Origin of the sequence: Flavobacterium saliperosum (assembly GCF_900100625.1) — a bacterium.
Lineage (GTDB): Bacteria > Bacteroidota > Bacteroidia > Flavobacteriales > Flavobacteriaceae > Flavobacterium > Flavobacterium saliperosum.
In genome coordinates this window covers 28,326-48,119 of sequence record NZ_FMTY01000004.1, presented here as the reverse complement: position 1 = coordinate 48,119, position 19,794 = coordinate 28,326, and the positions used below count along the sequence as shown (strand labels likewise).

Here is a 19,794-nt window from a genome sequence, read left to right as displayed (position 1 = left end):
TAAATTTGCAACGTAATAAAAAACAACAAAATGAAAACGATTACGCAATTTATGATGTGCATGATGTGGAAGAAACTTCCGCAGGGGTCTTTTTTTGCTTAATCTGTCTGAAAAGAACATAAAGCTGAAACCTCTGTATGTCGCAGGGGTTTTTTTAATAGAATAACCTAATCACACAACTACAATTTTAATTATTTACAACCGAATTAGAAACCAGATGAAAACAACAGCAATGAAAATGATGGATATGAAAAGAATGATGCGCATGTGTCGTTCCCTCTATTGTTGCTGAAAACGGATGAGTTAATCTCAGGTTATAGTTCAAACTGTAAAAGTCCTTTTGGTAACACTTCCAAAAGGACTTTTTTAATTAAATCGGGTAAGGAACACAACTAAAAGTTGAAAGTCAGGCGATTTGTTATCGAAAAACGAATCCTTTAAAAAAAGTAAAAATGAGTGCATTACAAAGAGTAGATATTTTTGATTTCACATTGCAAAATGCGACCCACAAACGTTGGTTGCCTTTGTATTATCAGGTTTTCGGACAGCCGGTTGGAACAGCACCGGTGGTTTTGGTGAATCATGCCTTAACCGGAAATTCCGAAGTAACCGGAAAAAACGGCTGGTGGAAGAACTTGATCGGGGAAAATAAAACCATCGACACCGAAGTATATACCGTGATTGCCTTTAATGTGCCCGGGAATGGTTTCGATGGCAATTCCGAAAATCTGATTCCGAATTACAAGGATTTTACAACCAAAGATGTGGCCAGACTTTTCTGGGAAGGGCTTTATTCCTTAAATGTAAAACAGCTTTTTGCAGCTATCGGCGGAAGTTTGGGTGGTGCAATTGCCTGGGAAATGGCCTTTTTACAACCGAAAAACATACAGCATCTCATTCCGATTGCCTCCGACTGGAAAGCCTCCGATTGGTTGATTGCCAATGTTTTGGTACAGGATCAGATTCTGAATAATTCTTCTGCTCCCATTCACGACGCAAGATTGCACGCGATGTTGTTGTACCGCACACCGGAATCGCTGAAAGCCAAATTCAACCGAAGTAAAAATGAAAATGAAAATGATGACTTGTATCAGATTGAAAGCTGGCTGCTGCACCACGGAAAGAAACTGGAAAGCCGTTTTGAATTGGCAGCCTACAAACTGATGAATCACCTGCTGAAAACTATCGGAGAAACAACAAATTGCGGTCGGTTTTTGGCTTTTGCCAAAGAAACAACGGCCGATATTCATCTGGTCGCCGTGAATTCCGATTATTTTTTCACTGCCGATGAAAACCGCGAAACCTACGAAATTCTTAAAAGGGTAACGCAGAATGTGGCTTATAGCGAAATAAATTCGATTCACGGCCACGACGCTTTTTTAATCGAGTTTGAACAATTGAACACTATTCTCAAAAACATATTTAAAACAACTAAACTAAAAACAAAACAAGCATGAAAATTTTAAAATTCGGTGGAAAATCGTTGGCTTACGGCGACGGTTTCGACAAAGCAATCAACATTATTCTGGATAAGGTCAAGCAACAGGAAAAGTTTGCGGTAGTGGTTTCTGCCATCGGAAATGCGACCGATGAACTGGAAGAGATTCTGGAAAAAGCGAAGAAAAACGGAGTTTATCAGGTGCAGTTGGAAAATTTCAAAACCTATCAGAAAGGAAATTCAGCGGTAGATTTGTCTTCAGAATTCGGTTTATTGGAAAAACTATTTGAAGGGGTCGCACTTTTAGGCGATTACAGCAAGAAAATAAAGGACAACGTATTGGCGCAAGGGGAAGTGATTTCCGGGAAAGTGGTCACGCAAGCCTTAAAAGAAAAAGGTGTCAACGCCAATTTTTCCGATACCCGCCAACTGATTAAGACCGATGCGAAATTCGGAAATGCCCAACCAGTGGATGTGATTTCCCGAAAAAACGTTCAGAATTACTTTTCTTCGCATAACGGCACCACCGTAAATGTCGTAACCGGATTTATCGCTTCCAGTACCGATGGAGAAACCACGACGCTGGGTCGAAACGGGAGCAATTTCACCGCTTCCTTATTGGCCAATTACCTCGATGCCGAAGAACTGCAAAGCTTTACCCATGTGGACGGCATCTTCACCGCCAATCCGGATTTGGTGCCTGATGCCAAAAAAATAGACCAGCTTTCTTTCGAAGAAGCTAATGAAATTGCCACTTTCGGCGCCACGATTCTTCACGCGAAAACCATCATTCCGCTTATCGAAAAGAAAATTCCGCTCCGAATTTTAAATACCTTCAACCATACGCACAACGGAACCTTAATCAGTTCCGAAAATTCACGTAAAGGCATCAAATCGCTTTCGGTGCTGGAGAATGTAACATTGGTGAATCTGGAAGGCCGAGGTCTGTTGGGAAAACCGGGAATTGACGCGCGAATTTTCAGGGTTTTGGCTCAGAATAATATCAGTGTGAGCATCATTTCGCAAGGGTCTTCCGAGCGCGGTATCGGTTTGGTTGTTGATGCAAAAGACGCTCAAAAAGCAAAAGATGCTATTGAAGCCGAATTCGAATTGGATTTCTACACGCACGATGTAAGCAGTGTGTATCTAACGGAAAATGTGTCGGTAATTTCCATTATCGGACAGGAATTGGCCACGTTCAACAAACCTTATGATGCCTTAATCCGCAATCAGATTGTACCGATTTTATTCAATAATACCATAACCGGAAAGAACGTGAGTCTGGTGATGGAAAGAGTCCAACTTAAAAAGGCGCTGAATGTCATTCACAGCGAAATCTTCGGCATCACCAAAAAAGTGAATTTGGTTATTTTCGGACATGGAACCGTTGGGAAAACGCTGATCAATCAATTGCTGGAAACCCGCGAAAACATTATTCAGCGAAAAGGAATCGAACTGAATATCGTAGCGATTGCGAATTCCCGTCAGTTTATTTTCGATGCCAAAGGAGTTTCCAAAGCATGGCAGTCGGAATTGGAAAGTTCCTCTCATAAATCATCTGTGGAAGAAATTCTGAAAGCGGCAAAAGAACATCATTTAGGGAATTTAATCGCAATTGATGCCACGGCAAACAAAGACTTTGTAGCCAATTATGTCGAACTGATTAAAAACGGATTCGACTTGGTTTCCGCGAATAAAATCGCCAATACCAAAGAATTCAGTTTCTATAAAAACCTACGCGAAAATCTTAATTTCTATCAAAAGAATTATTTGTACGAAACCAATGTGGGCGCGGGATTGCCGTTAATTGACACAATCCGTTTGCTGCATCATTCCGGTGAAAACATCACAAGAATACGTGGAGTTTTCTCGGGAACGCTGAGTTACCTGTTCAATACGTTTTCCGCTTTCGATAAGAATTTCAGCGACGTGTTAAACGAAGCGATTGAAAAAGGGTTTACCGAACCGGATCCGCGCGAAGACTTAAACGGAAACGACGTCGGCCGGAAATTATTGATTTTGGCCCGCGAATTGGATTTAAGTAACGAATTCTCCGAAGTGAAAATCCAAAACCTGATCCCCGAAAACCTAAGAGAAGGTAGTGTTTCCGATTTCCTTGCCCGACTGGAAGCGTTCAATCCGATTTATCAGGACATCAAAAACAATCAGGCAGAAAACCACGTGTTGCGTTATGTGGGCGATTTGTCCGGCGATTTGTCGGTAGAAAACGGAGCAACGCTTGAAGTGAGCTTGGTTTCTGTTCCGAAAGAAAGTTCGCTGGGACAACTCAAAGGTTCCGATTCCATTTTTGAAATCTATACCGAATCCTACGGAGAACATCCCATCGTAATTCAAGGCGCCGGAGCCGGTGCAGCCGTAACTGCACGTGGAGTTTTTGGAGATATTTTACGTCTGGCAGAAAAAAGTAAATAATTAATTAACCATAATAAGCCATATGAGTTTTACGGTCTTGCATATCCTTATATGACTTATATGTTTCAAAAAAATAAAAAAAAAATGAGCAATTCCCAATTCGGCTTCGAAACCCAAGCCATCCGCACCCAAACCGAGCGTTCCCAATATCTGGAGCATTCCGTTCCGCTTTATTTAACCTCCAGTTTCGTTTTTGACGATGCCGAAGACATGCGAGCATCGTTCACGGAAGAAAAACAGCGCAACATTTACAGTCGTTTCACCAATCCGAACACCTCGGAGTTGGTGGAAAAAATCTGCAAGATGGAAGGTGCCGAAGCCGGTTATGCCTTTGCTACGGGAATGGCGGCTGTCTATTCCACTTTCGCGGCGTTGCTGGAATCGGGCAACCATATCGTATCGGTGGGAAGTGTTTTCGGGTCGACACATACCTTGTTTACCAAATATTTTCCGAAGTGGAACATCACCACAAGTTATTTCGATATCAACAAGCCGGAAACGATTGAGGATTTTATACAACCCAATACTAAAATCCTTTTTGCGGAATCGCCTACGAATCCGGCGGTTGATATCATTGATTTGGAACTGTTGGGGCAAATTGCCAAAAAACACAACCTGATTTTAATTGTCGACAACTGCTTCGCCACACCGTACCTTCAGAATCCGATTGCTTTTGGTGCCGATTTGGTAGTGCATTCCGCCACGAAACTAATCGACGGACAAGGAAGGGTTTTGGGTGGAATCACGGTGGGTCGCGAAGATTTGATTCGTGAAATTTATCTGTTTTCAAGAAACACCGGTCCAGCCTTGTCGCCGTTCAATGCATGGGTATTATCCAAAAGTTTGGAAACCCTGCCGGTTCGCGTGGAAAAACACTGTGAAAATGCGTTAAAAGTAGCCGAATTTCTGGAGAATCATCCGAATGTGAATACCGTAAAATACCCGTTTTTAAAATCACATCCGCAATATGAAATCGCCAAAAAACAAATGCGTTTGGGCGGAAACATCGTGGCGTTTGAAATTAAAGGCGGTATCGAATCCGGGAGAAAGTTCTTGGATAAGATTCAACTTTGCTCGCTTTCGGCCAATTTAGGCGATACACGAACGATTGTTACGCATCCGGCCTCCACCACACACAGCAAACTATCGGAAGAAGAACGTCTGGCGGTAAGCATCACGGACGGACTGGTGCGCGTTTCCGTAGGCTTGGAAACCGTTCAGGATGTAATCAATGATTTGCAACAGGCTTTGGGGTAGGTTTTTGGAATAAAAATCTATAAATAAAAACATTTAAGGAATGTAAATCTGTTTAGAAGTGCAAATAATGAATAATTTAGAAAATATTTCCAAATGTGAATTTTATGTTTACATTTGCAACGTTCATACACACACTGAATCGTTATCACGAAAGCTGGAGGGAATAGACCCAATGAAAGCTTAGCAACCTCCATCAAGGAAAGGTGCTACATTCTAACTCGTCTTTGGACGGTATAGATAACAAAGAATATTTTTTAGATATTCTCTCTGTATTTCCGGATAACTTTTTATTTTTTTTTGAGCGAATGTCCCGATAGCTATCGGGATGCGCGTTTTTGCTCCCAATTAATATCGGGGCTAGTAAATGAATTTTGTGAATCTCTGGGTTTCTTTGTGAAACTCCGTGAAATAATAAAGATATGTCAAAAATACACGAAGCAATAAAAAACCGAATCCTGATCCTCGACGGAGCGATGGGAACAATGCTGCAACGCTACAAATTTGAAGAAGAAGATTTTCGGGGCGAGCGTTTCAAGGATTTTCCGCATCCGTTAAAAGGAAACAACGATTTGTTGTCGTTAACCCAACCCGAAGCCGTGAAAGAAGTGCACCGCGCCTATTTTGCAGCCGGAGCGGATATTGTCGAAACCAATACTTTTTCCGGAACCACCATCGGAATGGCCGATTACCATCTGGAAGATATCGTCTATGAATTAAACTACCAATCGGCAAAAATTGCCAGAGAAGTGGCTGATGAATTCACCGACAGACCAAGATTTGTAGCCGGTTCCATAGGTCCAACCAACCGAACAGCCTCCATGTCCCCCGATGTGAACGACCCGGGATTCCGCGCCGTAACGTTTGACGAATTGCGAATTGCCTACAAAGAACAGGTAGAAGCGCTAATCGATGGCGGTTGTGATTTGTTGTTGGTGGAAACCATCTTTGATACGTTAAATGCCAAAGCGGCCTTATTCGCCATCGAGGAAGTAAAGGAAGAACGTAACATCGATATTCCGATTATGGTTTCGGGTACGATTACCGATGCTTCGGGTAGAACGTTGTCCGGGCAAACCGTGGAAGCGTTTTTAATTTCGATATCACACATTCCGTTGCTGAGCGTCGGATTCAATTGCGCCTTAGGAGCCGATCAGCTGAAACCGTATTTGAAACGTTTGGCGCACAATACCTCGTTCAATATTTCAGCGCATCCCAATGCCGGATTGCCTAACGCGTTCGGACAATACGACCAGACAGCGGAAGAAATGCAGGCGTTAATCAAGGACTATTTAGACGATAATTTAATCAACATCATCGGTGGCTGTTGCGGTACGACACCGGAACACATCAGACTAATTGCTGAAGTAGCCGCGAATTACAAACCAAGAATACTGGAGGAAGCATAATGACGGACACAGACTGTAAAAGATATTTAAAACTATCAGGATTAGAACCTTTAATCGTTACGCCCGAAACGAATTTCGTGAACGTAGGGGAACGTACAAACGTAACCGGTTCGCGAAAGTTTTTGCGTTTAATCAAAGAAGAAAACTACGAAGAAGCGCTGGATATCGCCCGTGCCCAAGTGGAAGGCGGCGCGCAGATCATCGACATCAACATGGATGAAGGCATGCTGGACGGCGTGTATGCCATGACCAAATTCCTGAATCTGATCGCTTCCGAACCCGATATTTCCCGAGTGCCGGTAATGATTGACAGTTCCAAATGGGAAATCATTGAAGCCGGACTGAAAGTCGCACAAGGAAAATGCGTAGTGAATTCCATCAGCTTAAAAGAAGGCGAGGAAACGTTTATCCATCATGCCAAATTGGTAAAGCGCTATGGCGCGGCTGTAATTGTGATGGCTTTTGACGAAGTCGGTCAGGCCGATAATTACGAACGCCGCATCGAAATCTGCAAGCGTTCCTATGATATTTTAGTGGATAAAGTAGGCTTTCCTGCCGAAGACATCATTTTCGACCCGAACATTTTTCCAGTAGCCACCGGCATGGAAGAACACCGTCGCAATGCACTCGATTTCTTCTTAGCCACCAAATGGATTCGTGAAAACCTTCCGTATACGAACGTGAGCGGAGGCGTGAGCAATGTGTCGTTCTCGTTTAGAGGCAATGATAAAGTAAGGGAAGCGATGCATTCGGCGTTTTTGTACCATGCGATTCAACATGGCATGTCGATGGGAATCGTAAATCCGGAAATGCTGGAAGTCTATGATGAAATAGATAAGAATTTACTGAAACATGTGGAGGATGTATTGCTCGACCGACGCGAGGATGCCACCGAAAGACTGCTGGATTTAGCTGAAAGCTTCAAAGGCGATGTGAAAGTCAACGAAAAGCAGGTACAGGAATGGCGAAGTGGTTCGGTTCAGGATAGAATCACACATGCTTTGGTAAAAGGAATCGACGAGTTCATTGAATCCGATGTTGAAGAAGCGAGGCAACAAGCGGCAAGACCTATCGAAGTCATTGAAATCAATCTGATGGCCGGGATGAATGTGGTAGGGGATTTGTTCGGAAGCGGTAAAATGTTCTTGCCGCAAGTGGTAAAATCCGCCCGTGTGATGAAAAAAGCGGTAGCGTATCTGTTACCTTATATTGAAGCGGAAAAAGACGGAAAATCATCAAATGCCGGTAAAGTACTGATGGCAACCGTGAAAGGTGATGTACACGATATCGGTAAAAATATTGTGTCGGTGGTTTTGGCCTGCAACAATTACGAAATTATAGACTTGGGCGTGATGGTGCCTCCGGAAAAAATCATTGAAACGGCGATTAAAGAAAACGTAGACATCATCGGTTTGAGCGGCTTGATTACGCCATCGTTGGACGAAATGGTGTATCTGGCCAAAGAAATGGACAAGCGGAACATCAAGATTCCAATCATGATTGGAGGGGCTACCACATCCAGAGCGCATACGGCAGTAAAAATTGCTCCGGAATATAGTGAAACCGTGGTGCATGTAAACGATGCTTCCCGAGCGGTAACCGTAGCCGGAAATTTATTAAACAAGGATAAAAAACTTTACGCAAGTACCATTCGGTCGGAATACGAAACCTTCCGCGAAACGTTTTTAAACCGTCAACGCGATAAAAGTTATCATACGATTGAAAAAGCAAGAGCTAATAAATTGGCATTGGATTGGGAGGTATTTGAAGCCAAAAAGCCAAACTTCATTGGTGTAAAAACGATTGAAGTGAATCTTAAAGAATTGGTTCCGTACATCGACTGGACGCCGTTTTTTCAATCTTGGCAATTGTTCGGAAAATATCCGGCGATACTAACCGATAAGGTAGTTGGCGAACAGGCGACGATTTTGTTCGAGGATGCCCAAAAAATGCTGCAGCAGCTGTTGGAAGAAAACTGGCTAACAGCCAAAGGAATTTACGGCATTTTCCCAGCAAATCAGGTAAATGATGACGATATCGAATTGTATGACGAAAACGGAAACGTATTGGAAACGTTTTTAACCCTGCGTCAGCAATCGCAAAAAACCGCGGGTGCGCCCAATATTGCTTTGTCGGATTTCATTTCCCCAAAAGAGGTTGGAAAAAAAGACTATATGGGCGCTTTCTGCGTAACAACCGGTTTTGGAGTGGAGGAAAAAGCCAAAGCCTTTGAAGAAAGCAACGACGATTACAGTTCGATTATGGTAAAAGCATTAGGTGACCGATTTGCAGAGGCTTTCGCCGAATATTTACACGAGAAAATCCGGAAGGAAATTTGGGGCTATGCCAATGATGAGGTACTGAGCAACGACGAACTGATTTCCGAAAAATACAAAGGAATTCGTCCGGCTCCCGGATATCCGGCTTGTCCCGATCATTTGGAAAAACCAACTATCTGGAAATTGTTAAACGTGGAAGAAAACATCGGCGTGACCTTAACCGAGAGTATGGCGATGTGGCCGGCGTCTTCGGTTTCCGGGTATTATTTCGGACATCCGGAAAGTAAGTATTTCGGACTCGGAAAGATAAAGGAAGATCAGGTCCGCGATTATGCCAAAAGAAGAAATTGTACGTATGAATATGCCGAAAAATGGCTAAACCCAAACATAGCAGATTAAAATGAAAGTAACGCAACATATAGAAAACGCCAACGGAAAATCCCTATTCTCCTTTGAAATTTTACCGCCGTTGAAAGGGCAAAACATCCAATGCATTTTTGACAACATTGAACCGTTAATGGAATTCAAACCGCCATTCATTGATGTTACGTATCATCGTGAGGAATACGAGTTCAAGGAATTGTCAAGCGGATTGCTGGAAAAGAAAATCGTAAAAAAACGCCCGGGCACCGTAGGTATCTGTTCGGCGATTCAGAATAAATATCAGGTGGATGCCATTCCGCATATTTTGTGTGGCGGTTTTACCAAAGAAGATACCGAAAACTTTCTGATTGACATGGATTTCCTCGGAATCGATAATGTAGTGGCACTTCGTGGGGATGCGGTGAAAAGCGAAATCTATTTCAAGCCCGAAAAAGAAGGAAACCATTATGCCTCGGAACTGGTAACGCAAATCAGCAATCTGAATAACGGAATTTATCTGGATGCCGATTTACAAAACACCAACAAAACCAATTTCTGTATCGGAGTCGCGGGTTATCCCGAAAAGCACATGGAAGCGCCCAGTATCGACAGCGATATCCACTTTCTGAAAAAGAAAATTAAAAACGGCGCCGATTATATCATCACCCAGATGTTTTTCGACAATCAGAAATTTTTTGAATTTGTGGACAAATGCCGTGCTGCCGGAATCACCGTGCCGATTATTCCGGGACTGAAACCGATTTCCACCAAAAAACAGTTGAATCTGATTCCGCATCGCTTTAAAGTGGATTTGCCGGATGATTTGATTATGGCTGTCGTAAAGGCAAAAGATAATGAAGCGGTGGCACAAATCGGAATCGAATGGTGTATCAATCAAAGTAAGGAATTGTTGAAAGCCGGAATTCCGGTCTTGCATTATTATTCGATGGGAAAATCGGAAAACATTAAAGCGATTGCCGGCGAAGTGTTCTGATTTTCTTGCGTTTAGGATTTGAGAAATAATAATATTTAAAATTTTAACATAAAATATTTTATATTACAAATATAATTAGTATTTTTATGAAGAGTTCAAGTATTGTTTACCCCAAATGCTACTGTTATGAAAAAAATATTACTACTAATCGTTTTGTTCGTTTTTACTTCTGCAAATGTATTTGCCAATGAAGATATTGAAACTTTTAATCTTGCTGTCAAATTAAAAAAGGAGGCGAATTATCAGGAAGCGGTAAAGCTTTTTATAAAAACCCTTAAAGTTCAGGAAGATGATGTTGAGGTAGCTAGAAAAATCTGTTTCGAAATTGCCGATTGTTTTGCGAAAGACGGCAATGAAAAAAGTGCGGTTAAATTCCTTAAAGTCGCAATTCGTAATTATGGCGCAACGCAGGAAGATGTTCAGAACAATCAGATTTTGAATAAAGATTTTACTGCAACGGCATGGAGTTCAATTCAAATGGATTATGATAATTTACGTAGGGTGTATACTTTAAAAATCGGTAACGAAGTAAGAAAAGAATATGCCGCACTGTCAAGATAATTTATCCGGAAAAATAGTATAACCCGATTTGTGATGCAAATCGGGTTTTTTATTGGACTTCAAATAAAATATTCTTTTATATTTGCCTGATTTTCAAAACCCAAAATGCGATTACTAACCTACATTTTACTGTTTTTTTCGGTTGCAATCTTTGCGCAGGAAAAAGAAATGAAACAATACTCGGTGGATGTGAATTACTTTTACGGAAGTATTTTACCACATCATACCAACATACTCCATTTGATAAAAGGACATCCCGAAGGAGCAATAATCGGCTTTAACCGAAAAACATTCGGCAGTAAAAAATGGGAGGCCTGGTATAATTATCCGGATTATGGACTCTCCTTCCAATACCAAAATAATAAAAACCCCGAGTTGGGTGATTTGTACGGACTATATGCCCATTATAATTTTTATTTCCTGAACAGAAGGCTGCAATTGCGTGTGGCACAAGGGGTAACGTATAATACCAATCCGTATGACAGGGAAACGAATTACCGTAATTTGGCTTACGGCGCCCGGTACATGCCGTCAACTTATTTCATGCTGAATTACCACAAACCCAATATCTGGAAAGGTTTTGGAGTACAAACCGGAATCAATTTTGTTCACCATTCCAATGCCAATCTCAAAGCGCCGAATACCAGCACAAATACGATTGCTTTCAATATTGGGGTGAATTATGATATCGAAACCAACGATTCCCTTCATTATATTACCCATCCCAAAGAGAAATTGACCGAACCGATTCGCTATAATTTGGTTTTCCGAAGCGGTGTCAATGAAAGCGATGTGGTGAACAGTGGTCAGTATCCTTTTTATGTGGCTTCGGCCTATGTAGACAAACGAATTAATCGTAAAAGCGCGATTCAGCTGGGAACGGATGTTTTCTGGATGATGTATATGAAAGAATTTATCCGATATCAATCCATTGCCTATTTCGAAAACAATTATGACGGTACGGCCGATTACAGAAGAATTGGTGTTTTTGCCGGACATGAATTATTTATCAATAAATTAGCAATCGATACCCAAATGGGCTATTATGTTTACGATCCTTCCGATAAATTCGGAGCATTGTACCAGCGATTGGGAGCAAAATATTATATAACAAAAAATGTTTCGGCAGGCGTGAGTTTGAAAACACACGTTTCCCGTGCAGAAGCTATTGAATTTGGTTTAGGCGTACGATTATGAGAACAAAATTAGTTTCATGTTTAGCGGTTATGTTGCTTTTGGTTTCCTGTGAATCCGAAATTATTCCGGGATGCTATCGGGAACCGGGTGCGTCCATCATACGTGTTGATGCGGTTGCCGTGTTCAATCAGATTAACATTGGAGAAGGTGTCAATCTGGTTGTGAAACAGGGAACTACGGCAGAAGTAAAAGTGGAAACCGGTGAAAATATAATCGATGAGGTTACAACGGAAGTTGTTGACGGTGTTCTGTATGTCAAAAATAATCTGCAATGCAGTTTGGGAACCACCATACCGGCAAAAGTCACCGTAACCGCTCCGGATATTGTCAAGATTTATTCGTCTTCACAATACGATGTGGTTTCGGAAGGTATATTGAATTTTCCATATCTGAACCTGCAACAGGGGTTGTTCGGTAAAACGGCATCGAATATTTTTGATCTGAATGTCAATTGCCTGAATTTAGTGGTGGAAAACAATAACACGACCATTTTCAGAATCAAGGGAACAACGAATTCTTTGAACGTTTCTTTTTATGCGGGTGATTCCCGATTTGAGGGCGGTAATCTGACGGTTCAGGACGTGTTTATTTTTCAACGCAGTTCCAATGACATGATTTTGAAGCCTTCCAATAAAATAGAGGGAAATATCTACAGCAACGGGAATGTGATTTTACTGAGTCAGCCACCAATAGTTAATGTTACAGAACATTATACCGGGCACGTTATTTATCAATAAACTTTTAACCGCAATGGGCGCAAAAGTTTTTTCCTTTACTGAAAACCGGTAAAAATCCGAATTGCCTGTAACAGTTTCCTCTGTGTTCCGAAACTATTTTTTTGTTTTTTCGCGGAATATCTGCTCCAGATTTTTGTTTTTCAATGCCAGTTGCAGAGTTCTGAAACCGTTATTCTGTGCAAAGTCAAAAACGGTCGGACGCATGTCGTCATTGGTTTCAAAAGTCAGGGTCCAAATCGTGTTCTGAATGTTTTGGTACGATTTGATATTCGGAATGGTGGCCAGTAAATCGGCAGAAATTTCCTTGTCAAATTCCACTTCTATAACCTGTTCCTGGATATCGGAAACCAAATTGTCCAGTTTTTTATCGGTAACGATTTTTCCGTTGTTGATGATAATTACGCGGTCGCAAATCGCTTCCACTTCCTGCATGATGTGTGTGGAAAGGAATACGGTTTTGTCTTTTCCGATGTTACGAATCAAATCGCGGATTTCCACCAATTGGTTCGGATCCAATCCGGTAGTAGGTTCGTCCAAAATCAATACGTCCGGATTGTGAAGTAGCGCCGTCGCCAATCCCACACGCTGACGGTATCCTTTGGATAATTCGCCTATTTTCTTATGGCTTTCCGGTGTTAATCCCGTTAAGGCAATCACTTCATTAATGCGCGATTTGGCTACTTTGTATACATCGGCATTAAAGGAAAGGTATTCACGAACGTACAAATCCAGATACAACGGGTTGTGTTCCGGTAAATAACCTACCGATTTCTGTACGTCTTTCGGAGCACCGGATACATTGTATCCGTTCACGGAAGCTTCACCGGAATCAGCAGTGATATAGGTGGTCAGAATTTTCATCAAAGTGGATTTTCCGGCTCCATTCGGACCCAAAAAACCTACGATTTCTCCTTTTTTTACCGAAAAGGAAACAGCATCCAGCGCCTTCTGCTCGCCGTAATTTTTGGAAATATTCTGAACTTCAATTGACATAATTCGTGATTTGAAGCAAAAATAGTAAATAACCGCTAAATCCTATTCGATAATTTTAAGTTAAATAAGTATTTTTATGTTTAGCCTTTGTTTAAATTTGTTAGACAAAAAAGTTATTATGGCAACGCAAAGAAAAAAGAAGAACATTACTGACGAGCAAATAGTTACATGGTACACCGATTTCTGTATGACTAACGGCAAAAAACCAAGTTCGGTATATGAATTCTCAAAACAAAATGCTTTCGAGGAAACCGATTTTTACAAACATTTTTCTTCGTTTGAAAGTCTGGAATCGGAGTATTTCTCCAAGATGTTTCATTACACGCTTGAATTGTTGGCCGAAAATAAGGAGTATTTGGAATACGACCCCGCACAAAAACTGACCAGCTTCTATTTTACCTTTTTCGAAATGGCGACGGCAAACCGAAGTTTTGTGAAATACCTTTTGGAAGACGGAACCCTACCATTGAAGAACATTCTCAAACTGAAACAATTGCGTTTGGATTTCCTAAACTATGTGAAAACCGTTTTGGATGCACCTTTAAAATTGGACAACGAGAAAATCAAATCGCTTCAGAACAAACTGGTTGCCGAAGGAGCCTGGATTCAATTCCTGTCAATCATAGGTTTTTGGCTGAAAGACACTTCTCCAAATTTCGAAAAAACCGACATTTATATTGAAAAATCGGTCAAAGCAGCTTTTGATATGGTGTACAATGTTCCGGTAGAAAGCATCATCGACTTCGGGAAATTCATCTGGAAAGAAAAAATGGGTGATGCCTTTACATCCAATAAATAAAATGAAAAAAATAGACCGCATCCCCACTAATAAAATGGAACGTGTAGCGAAGTTAGTAACCACCGGTGTAAAAGTCGGAGGGAATTACCTGAAATATTACGGGGAAAAAGCCGTAAACCCCAATCTGACCAAAGACAAACTCCATGAAGACAATGCCGCAGATATTTACGATGGCTTGAAAGAACTGAAAGGAAGTGCGTTAAAAGTGGCGCAAATGTTGAGTATGGAAAAGAATTTACTGCCACAATCGTACGTGGATAAGTTTTCCTTGTCGCAATTTTCGGTTCCGCCTTTGTCGGCACCCTTGGTTCGAAAAACGTTTAAAAATTATTTTAACGCCTACCCCGAACAATTGTTTGATGAGTTTTCGCCTAATTCCATCAATGCTGCGAGCATCGGACAGGTTCATAAAGCCAAAAAAGACGGTAAAGAATTGGCGGTGAAAATTCAGTACCCCGGCATTCGCGAAAGCATCAGTACCGATATCGCGCTGGTGAAACCCATTGCGGTGCGCATGTTCAATTTGCAGGGCACCTCCGATGACTATTTTAAGGAAGTCGAAGATAAATTAACGGAAGAAACCGATTATAAGTTGGAACTGCAACAAAGTGAAGTCACCCGAAAAGAATGCGAGCACATCGAAAATCTGAAGTTTCCATCCTATTATCCGGAATTGTCTTCCGACAGGATCATTACCATGGATTGGATGCACGGGATTCATCTTTCCGAATTCTGCAATCAGGAAACGGCTCAGGAAAAAAGGGAAAAAGTAGGACAGACGCTTTGGAATTTTTACATGTTTCAGATTCATCAGTTAAAGAAATTCCACGCCGATCCGCATCCGGGCAACTTTTTGGTGGACAAAGAAGGTAATCTTATTGCGATTGATTTCGGTTGCATGAAACAGATTCCGGAGTCTTTTTACAAACCGTATTTTGAGGTTTCCTCACCGGAAGTATTGAATAATCCGGACTTGTTTACGAAGAAATTATACGAATTGGAAATTCTGAAACCGACGGACAGCCCTACAGAAATCAAGTTTTTCACACAGATGTTTCATGAATTGCTAACCGTATTTACAAAACCGATTCACAAAGAAACCTTCGATTTTTCGGACCCGACGTTTTCCAATGAGATTGCCGAGTTGAGTGATAAATTCGCCAATGACAAAGTCCTGCGAAAAATGAACGGTAACCGGGGTTCCAAGCATTTTATTTACGTGAACCGAACGTTTTTCGGCTTGTACAATCTGATGTTCGATCTGAAAGCCACTATCCGAATTAACGATTTTGAAAAATACATGAAATAAACTTAAATTTCGAAAAAAGACACCTCCGAAACATTTTTTTACTAAGTTTGTCTTTCAAACAGCGCATTAAAGCAATGAATACAAATAACACGTTTTACAGCAACAATTCTTTTTATTTTTTCTGGAAAGGAGAGCGGGATTGTCGTAGGGTTATTTGATTGGTGTAAAAACTAACTGAAAATATAAACAGACAATCCCGATGGCAACATCGGGATTTTTTTTTTGATTACAATGAAAGAAAGAATAGCAATTCAGGGAATTAGAGGGTCGTATCATCATCAGGTGGCGCAATCCTATTTTGGGGAAAATGTAGTGTTGGAAGAATGCGTTTCCTTTCGTGAGGTGATTGCGAGTGTGCTTGACGCCACTTCCCATAAAGCGGTAATGGCTTTGGAAAATTCGATTGCAGGTTCGATTTTACCGAATTACACCCTAATCGACAACAGCGATTTGCAGATTACGGGAGAGTTTTTCCTGAACATCCACATGAATCTCATGGCATTACCCGAACAAACGATTGAAGACATCAAAGAAGTGCATTCCCACCCGATTGCGTTGTTGCAGTGTGCCAATTTTTTTAACCAGTATCCGCATATTAAACTCGTGGAAAGTTCGGATACGGCCATCACCGCAAAACGGATTCAGGAGCAGCAATTAAAAGGAATAGGTGCTTTGGCAGGGCCTGCCGCTGCAGAGATTTACAAGCTTACCATTTTAGCGGAGGGTGTGCACACCGTAAAAAGCAACAAGACCCGATTTGTGATTCTGAACGCAAATGAAGCGTCAGTAAACAAAGAGATAGTCAATAAGGCATCCATCCGTTTCGAGTTGGATGACACGCCGGGTTCTTTGGCTACGGTACTGAATGTGTTGAACAACTGCAAACTGAATCTCACGAAAATCCAGTCGATACCGGTAATTGAAACCCCGTTCAAGTACTCTTTTTTCGTGGATGTCATTTTTGACAAATACAAACACTTCGAAAAAGCCAAAAAGCTCATGGAAATTATGACGACGCATTTTAAAGTTTTAGGAGAATATCAGCAAGGATAAAAAGGAATGAATTAATTTTACAGCAGCATAAATAGTATGGAAAATAAAAAAGAACTGAGAACCTGGTTGGATGATTTCAAATTGTCACATCCCTTAGTAATTGCAGGACCCTGCAGTGCCGAAACCGAAGAACAGGTGTTGAAAATCGCACACGAACTGCAAGGTTCCGATGTGAGTGTTTTTCGTGCCGGAATCTGGAAACCCAGAACGCGTCCGGGCGGATTTGAAGGCGTAGGCGAAATCGGTCTGAAATGGCTGCAGAAAGCCAAAGCCGAAACCGGTTTATTAATGGCGGTGGAAGTAGCTAATGCGGCACATGTGAAATTAGCATTAGAACACGATATTGATGTGTTGTGGATTGGTGCCCGTACTACCGTAAATCCGTTTGCGGTTCAGGAAATAGCCGATGCCTTGCAGAATACCGACAAGATTGTCTTGCTGAAAAATCCCGTAAACCCCGATTTGTCGTTATGGTTGGGCGGATTGGAACGCTTGTACAATGCCGGAATTAAGAAGTTAGGCGTAATTCACCGTGGTTTTTCGACGTATGAAAAATCGAAATACCGTAACAACCCCGAATGGCAGATAGCCATTGATTTGCAGAACCGTTTCCCGGATTTGCCCCTAATTTGCGATCCGTCCCATATTACCGGAAAACGCGATATGATTCTTGAGGTTTCCCAACAAGCCCTGGATTTAAATTATGATGGTTTAATCGTCGAAACCCATATCGATCCGGACAATGCCTGGAGCGATGCCGCACAGCAAGTTACGCCGGATGCTTTAAAACGCATTTTCGTTGACTTACGCGTGCGAAAAGCAACGGATGAAGCGGATGATTTCAATATACGAATGACAAAATTGCGTGCACAAATTGACGATGCCGATGTCAAATTATTGGAAATTTTAGGGAAACGTATGAAAATTGCCGAGAAAATCGGAGCATTGAAAAAGGAGAAGAACGTTTCCATTTTACAAAGCAGCCGTTGGCATGAAATTTTGGGCAAAATGGTGTTGGAAGGCGAAGAGAAAGGATTGAGTGAAGAGTTTATTCTGAAATTATTCAAAGCCATTCACCAGGAAAGTATTTCGCATCAGGAGAAAGTAATGCGATAATTACGAATTTCAAATTACGGATTATCAACGAGAATAGTTGTAATTTTGCAGTGCGTAATTTGGAATTCACAATTCGTAATTAAATATGACAGGAACCGTTTATAAATCCACAGGGAGCTGGTACACCGTAAAAACCGAAGACAATTCGTTTTTAGAATGCCGTATCAAGGGTAAATTCCGAATGAAGGGCATCAAGAGTACCAATCCTATTGCTGTGGGCGATATTGTTGACTATGAATTGGAGGAAACCACCGATGTAACCACCGGTACCATCACAAATATCCACGAAAGAAAGAATTATATCGTTCGGAAATCGGTTAACCTGTCGCATCAGATGCACATTATCGCGTCGAATATCGATGTGGTTTTTCTGTTGGTTACGATTAACAACCCGCCAACCACTACCAGTTTCATAGACCGTTTTTTGGTAACTGCCGAAGCCTATGGAATTGAAGCCGTTTTGGTTTTCAATAAGATTGATACCTTCGACGAAGCGACTTTGGACGAACAGCTATACCTGCAATACATTTATTCCAATATCGGTTACAAATGCCTGCGTGTTTCTTCCACAGAAGGAAAAGGGATTGAGGAACTGAAAGCCATGATGAAAGGAAAGGTTTCGATGTTTTCCGGACATTCCGGTGTGGGAAAATCCACATTGGTAAATGCCTTGGAGCCTACACTAAACCTGAAAACCAAAAAAATTTCCGAGCAACACCAGCAAGGACAACATACCACCACTTTTGCGGAAATGTTCGATTTGTCGTTTGGCGCACAAATTATTGACACACCCGGGATTCGCGGTTTCGGAATCGTCGACATGGAAAAGCAGGAAATCGGGAATTATTTTCCGGAGTTTTTCGCGTTGAAAGACCAATGCAAATTCAACAATTGCCTGCACAAAGAAGAACCGCATTGCGCCGTAAAAGACGCCTTGGAAAAAGATGAAATTGCCTGGTCCCGCTATAAAAGTTATATCCAGATTTTAGAAGGCGATGACGAACATTACCGTTCCGATATTTACGGAGACGACCGCGAAGCCAGTGACAAAACCAGACAATCGTAATTTGTAATTGATTTGAAAGCCGTACTACAAAGAGTTTCCGAAGCATCGGTAACTATAGAAGGAAATACAGTAGCCGCTATCCCAAAAGGATTACTGGTGCTTATTGGAATTGAAGATGCCGACAATCAGGAAGATAGTAATTGGCTGACTTCAAAAATTGCCAACCTTCGTATTTTCGGAGACGATAATGATGTGATGAATCTTTCCCTAAAAGACATTGACGGCGAAATGATAGTGGTAAGTCAGTTTACATTGCACGCCTTAACCAAAAAAGGCAATCGCCCGTCTTACATCAAAGCGGCAAAACCCGAAGTTGCCATTCCGTTATATGAAAGTTTTGTAAAACAAATGGAAGTCGAATTGGGTAAAAAAGTACAAACCGGACAGTTTGGTGCCGACATGAAAGTGGCATTGATAAACGACGGACCGGTAACGATAGTAATTGATACAAAAAATAAGGAATAATGAACCTAAAAAACGCCCAACAGGAAGTGGACAACTGGATCAAAAATCACGGAGTCCGTTATTTTAACGAATTGACCAATATGGCGCAACTTACCGAAGAAGTAGGTGAAGTAGCCCGAATCATAGCGCGTCGTTACGGAGAACAATCCGAAAAAGAAAGCGATAAAAACAAAGACCTTGGCGAAGAATTGGCCGATGTGGTGTTTGTGGTACTGTGTCTGGCCAATCAAACCGGTGTGGATTTGCAGGCCGCTTTCGACAAGAAACTGGATCTGAAAACCAAACGCGATCACGACCGTCATCAAAACAACGAAAAACTAAAATAGTT

17 protein-coding genes and 1 riboswitch are annotated in these 19,794 nt (G+C 41.5%); of the genes, 16 read left to right on the top strand and 1 reads right to left on the bottom strand.

Annotated elements, in window-relative coordinates:
* Window positions 1-452 precede the first annotated feature (452 nt).
* The 9 genes from BLQ05_RS08830 to BLQ05_RS08790 all read left to right on the top strand — a co-directional run bounded on the left by BLQ05_RS08830 (window position 453) and on the right by BLQ05_RS08790 (window position 12,665).
* Window positions 453-1,457, top strand: coding sequence for an alpha/beta fold hydrolase (locus tag BLQ05_RS08830; protein ID WP_023575947.1), 1,005 nt, complete (start codon window positions 453-455; stop codon window positions 1,455-1,457).
* Window positions 1,454-3,871: a bifunctional aspartate kinase/homoserine dehydrogenase I gene (gene thrA, locus BLQ05_RS08825; protein WP_035654235.1), complete on the top strand. Its 2,418-nt coding sequence runs from the start codon at window positions 1,454-1,456 to the stop codon at window positions 3,869-3,871. The genes BLQ05_RS08830 and thrA overlap by 4 nt, the downstream gene beginning before the upstream one ends.
* Before the next feature lie 84 nt (window positions 3,872-3,955).
* Complete coding sequence (locus BLQ05_RS08820) at window positions 3,956-5,128, top strand: trans-sulfuration enzyme family protein (RefSeq protein WP_023575945.1); 1,173 nt, start codon at window positions 3,956-3,958, stop codon at window positions 5,126-5,128.
* 139 nt (window positions 5,129-5,267) lie between these two features.
* Window positions 5,268-5,372, top strand: a riboswitch (SAM riboswitch).
* A gap of 175 nt (window positions 5,373-5,547) precedes the next feature.
* On the top strand, window positions 5,548-6,534 hold the full coding sequence (locus BLQ05_RS08815; RefSeq protein ID WP_023575944.1) for a homocysteine S-methyltransferase family protein: 987 nt from the start codon (window positions 5,548-5,550) through the stop codon (window positions 6,532-6,534).
* Window positions 6,534-9,212 (top strand): methionine synthase, encoded by a 2,679-nt coding sequence (gene metH / locus BLQ05_RS08810; RefSeq protein ID WP_035654234.1) that lies wholly within the window; start codon window positions 6,534-6,536, stop codon window positions 9,210-9,212. The genes BLQ05_RS08815 and metH overlap by 1 nt, the downstream gene beginning before the upstream one ends.
* 1 nt (window position 9,213) lies before the next feature.
* The gene (gene metF, locus BLQ05_RS08805; protein WP_023575942.1) at window positions 9,214-10,170 is read left to right on the top strand and encodes a methylenetetrahydrofolate reductase [NAD(P)H]; all 957 of its coding nucleotides are present in this window, start codon (window positions 9,214-9,216) and stop codon (window positions 10,168-10,170) included.
* 126 nt (window positions 10,171-10,296) lie between these two features.
* Window positions 10,297-10,731 (top strand): hypothetical protein, encoded by a 435-nt coding sequence (locus BLQ05_RS08800; protein WP_023575941.1) that lies wholly within the window; start codon window positions 10,297-10,299, stop codon window positions 10,729-10,731.
* A 105-nt stretch (window positions 10,732-10,836) separates the two neighbouring features.
* A complete protein-coding gene (locus BLQ05_RS08795; RefSeq protein WP_023575940.1) occupies window positions 10,837-11,928 on the top strand; it encodes an acyloxyacyl hydrolase in 1,092 nt (363 codons plus the stop codon).
* The gene (locus BLQ05_RS08790; protein WP_051365737.1) at window positions 11,925-12,665 is read left to right on the top strand and encodes a head GIN domain-containing protein; all 741 of its coding nucleotides are present in this window, start codon (window positions 11,925-11,927) and stop codon (window positions 12,663-12,665) included. Before BLQ05_RS08795 ends, BLQ05_RS08790 begins: the two co-directional genes overlap by 4 nt.
* Window positions 12,666-12,758: 93 nt before the next feature.
* On the opposite strand, the gene gldA is transcribed toward BLQ05_RS08790, so the two are convergent.
* Window positions 12,759-13,658: a gliding motility-associated ABC transporter ATP-binding subunit GldA gene (gldA, locus tag BLQ05_RS08785; RefSeq protein WP_023575938.1), complete on the bottom strand. Its 900-nt coding sequence runs from the start codon at window positions 13,656-13,658 to the stop codon at window positions 12,759-12,761.
* 118 nt (window positions 13,659-13,776) lie between these two features.
* On the opposite strand from gldA, the gene BLQ05_RS08780 reads away from it, so the two are divergent.
* The 7 genes from BLQ05_RS08780 (at window position 13,777) to BLQ05_RS08750 (ending at window position 19,792) form a co-directional block, all read left to right on the top strand.
* The gene (locus BLQ05_RS08780; RefSeq protein WP_023575937.1) at window positions 13,777-14,457 is read left to right on the top strand and encodes a TetR family transcriptional regulator C-terminal domain-containing protein; all 681 of its coding nucleotides are present in this window, start codon (window positions 13,777-13,779) and stop codon (window positions 14,455-14,457) included.
* A 1-nt stretch (window position 14,458) separates the two neighbouring features.
* Window positions 14,459-15,766, top strand: a complete 1,308-nt coding sequence (locus BLQ05_RS08775; protein WP_023575936.1) for an ABC1 kinase family protein — start codon at window positions 14,459-14,461, stop codon at window positions 15,764-15,766.
* Window positions 15,767-15,997: 231 nt separating this feature from the next.
* On the top strand, window positions 15,998-16,819 hold the full coding sequence (locus BLQ05_RS08770; protein ID WP_023575935.1) for a prephenate dehydratase: 822 nt from the start codon (window positions 15,998-16,000) through the stop codon (window positions 16,817-16,819).
* 36 nt (window positions 16,820-16,855) lie between these two features.
* Entirely contained in the window at window positions 16,856-17,935 is a 1,080-nt protein-coding gene (locus BLQ05_RS08765) for a bifunctional 3-deoxy-7-phosphoheptulonate synthase/chorismate mutase type II (RefSeq protein ID WP_023575934.1), read from the top strand.
* Between the two features lie 85 nt (window positions 17,936-18,020).
* Window positions 18,021-19,001 (top strand): ribosome small subunit-dependent GTPase A, encoded by a 981-nt coding sequence (gene rsgA / locus BLQ05_RS08760; protein WP_023575933.1) that lies wholly within the window; start codon window positions 18,021-18,023, stop codon window positions 18,999-19,001.
* Window positions 19,002-19,013: 12 nt separating this feature from the next.
* Window positions 19,014-19,466, top strand: a complete 453-nt coding sequence (gene dtd, locus BLQ05_RS08755; protein WP_023575932.1) for a D-aminoacyl-tRNA deacylase — start codon at window positions 19,014-19,016, stop codon at window positions 19,464-19,466.
* Window positions 19,466-19,792 carry a nucleotide pyrophosphohydrolase gene (locus tag BLQ05_RS08750; RefSeq protein WP_035654233.1) on the top strand — a complete coding sequence of 109 codons (327 nt, stop codon included), beginning with the start codon at window positions 19,466-19,468 and terminating at the stop codon, window positions 19,790-19,792. The genes dtd and BLQ05_RS08750 overlap by 1 nt, the downstream gene beginning before the upstream one ends.
* Window positions 19,793-19,794: the final 2 nt, after the last annotated feature.

Coding starts and splice junctions, on each gene's coding strand:
- BLQ05_RS08830 (WP_023575947.1), top strand. CDS start 453: ATGAGTGCATTACAAAGAGTAGATATTTTTGATTTCACATTGCAAAAT.
- thrA (WP_035654235.1), top strand. CDS start 1,454: ATGAAAATTTTAAAATTCGGTGGAAAATCGTTGGCTTACGGCGACGGT.
- BLQ05_RS08820 (WP_023575945.1), top strand. CDS start 3,956: ATGAGCAATTCCCAATTCGGCTTCGAAACCCAAGCCATCCGCACCCAA.
- BLQ05_RS08815 (WP_023575944.1), top strand. CDS start 5,548: ATGTCAAAAATACACGAAGCAATAAAAAACCGAATCCTGATCCTCGAC.
- metH (WP_035654234.1), top strand. CDS start 6,534: ATGACGGACACAGACTGTAAAAGATATTTAAAACTATCAGGATTAGAA.
- metF (WP_023575942.1), top strand. CDS start 9,214: ATGAAAGTAACGCAACATATAGAAAACGCCAACGGAAAATCCCTATTC.
- BLQ05_RS08800 (WP_023575941.1), top strand. CDS start 10,297: ATGAAAAAAATATTACTACTAATCGTTTTGTTCGTTTTTACTTCTGCA.
- BLQ05_RS08795 (WP_023575940.1), top strand. CDS start 10,837: ATGCGATTACTAACCTACATTTTACTGTTTTTTTCGGTTGCAATCTTT.
- BLQ05_RS08790 (WP_051365737.1), top strand. CDS start 11,925: ATGAGAACAAAATTAGTTTCATGTTTAGCGGTTATGTTGCTTTTGGTT.
- gldA (WP_023575938.1), bottom strand. CDS start 13,658: ATGTCAATTGAAGTTCAGAATATTTCCAAAAATTACGGCGAGCAGAAG.
- BLQ05_RS08780 (WP_023575937.1), top strand. CDS start 13,777: ATGGCAACGCAAAGAAAAAAGAAGAACATTACTGACGAGCAAATAGTT.
- BLQ05_RS08775 (WP_023575936.1), top strand. CDS start 14,459: ATGAAAAAAATAGACCGCATCCCCACTAATAAAATGGAACGTGTAGCG.
- BLQ05_RS08770 (WP_023575935.1), top strand. CDS start 15,998: ATGAAAGAAAGAATAGCAATTCAGGGAATTAGAGGGTCGTATCATCAT.
- BLQ05_RS08765 (WP_023575934.1), top strand. CDS start 16,856: ATGGAAAATAAAAAAGAACTGAGAACCTGGTTGGATGATTTCAAATTG.
- rsgA (WP_023575933.1), top strand. CDS start 18,021: ATGACAGGAACCGTTTATAAATCCACAGGGAGCTGGTACACCGTAAAA.
- BLQ05_RS08750 (WP_035654233.1), top strand. CDS start 19,466: ATGAACCTAAAAAACGCCCAACAGGAAGTGGACAACTGGATCAAAAAT.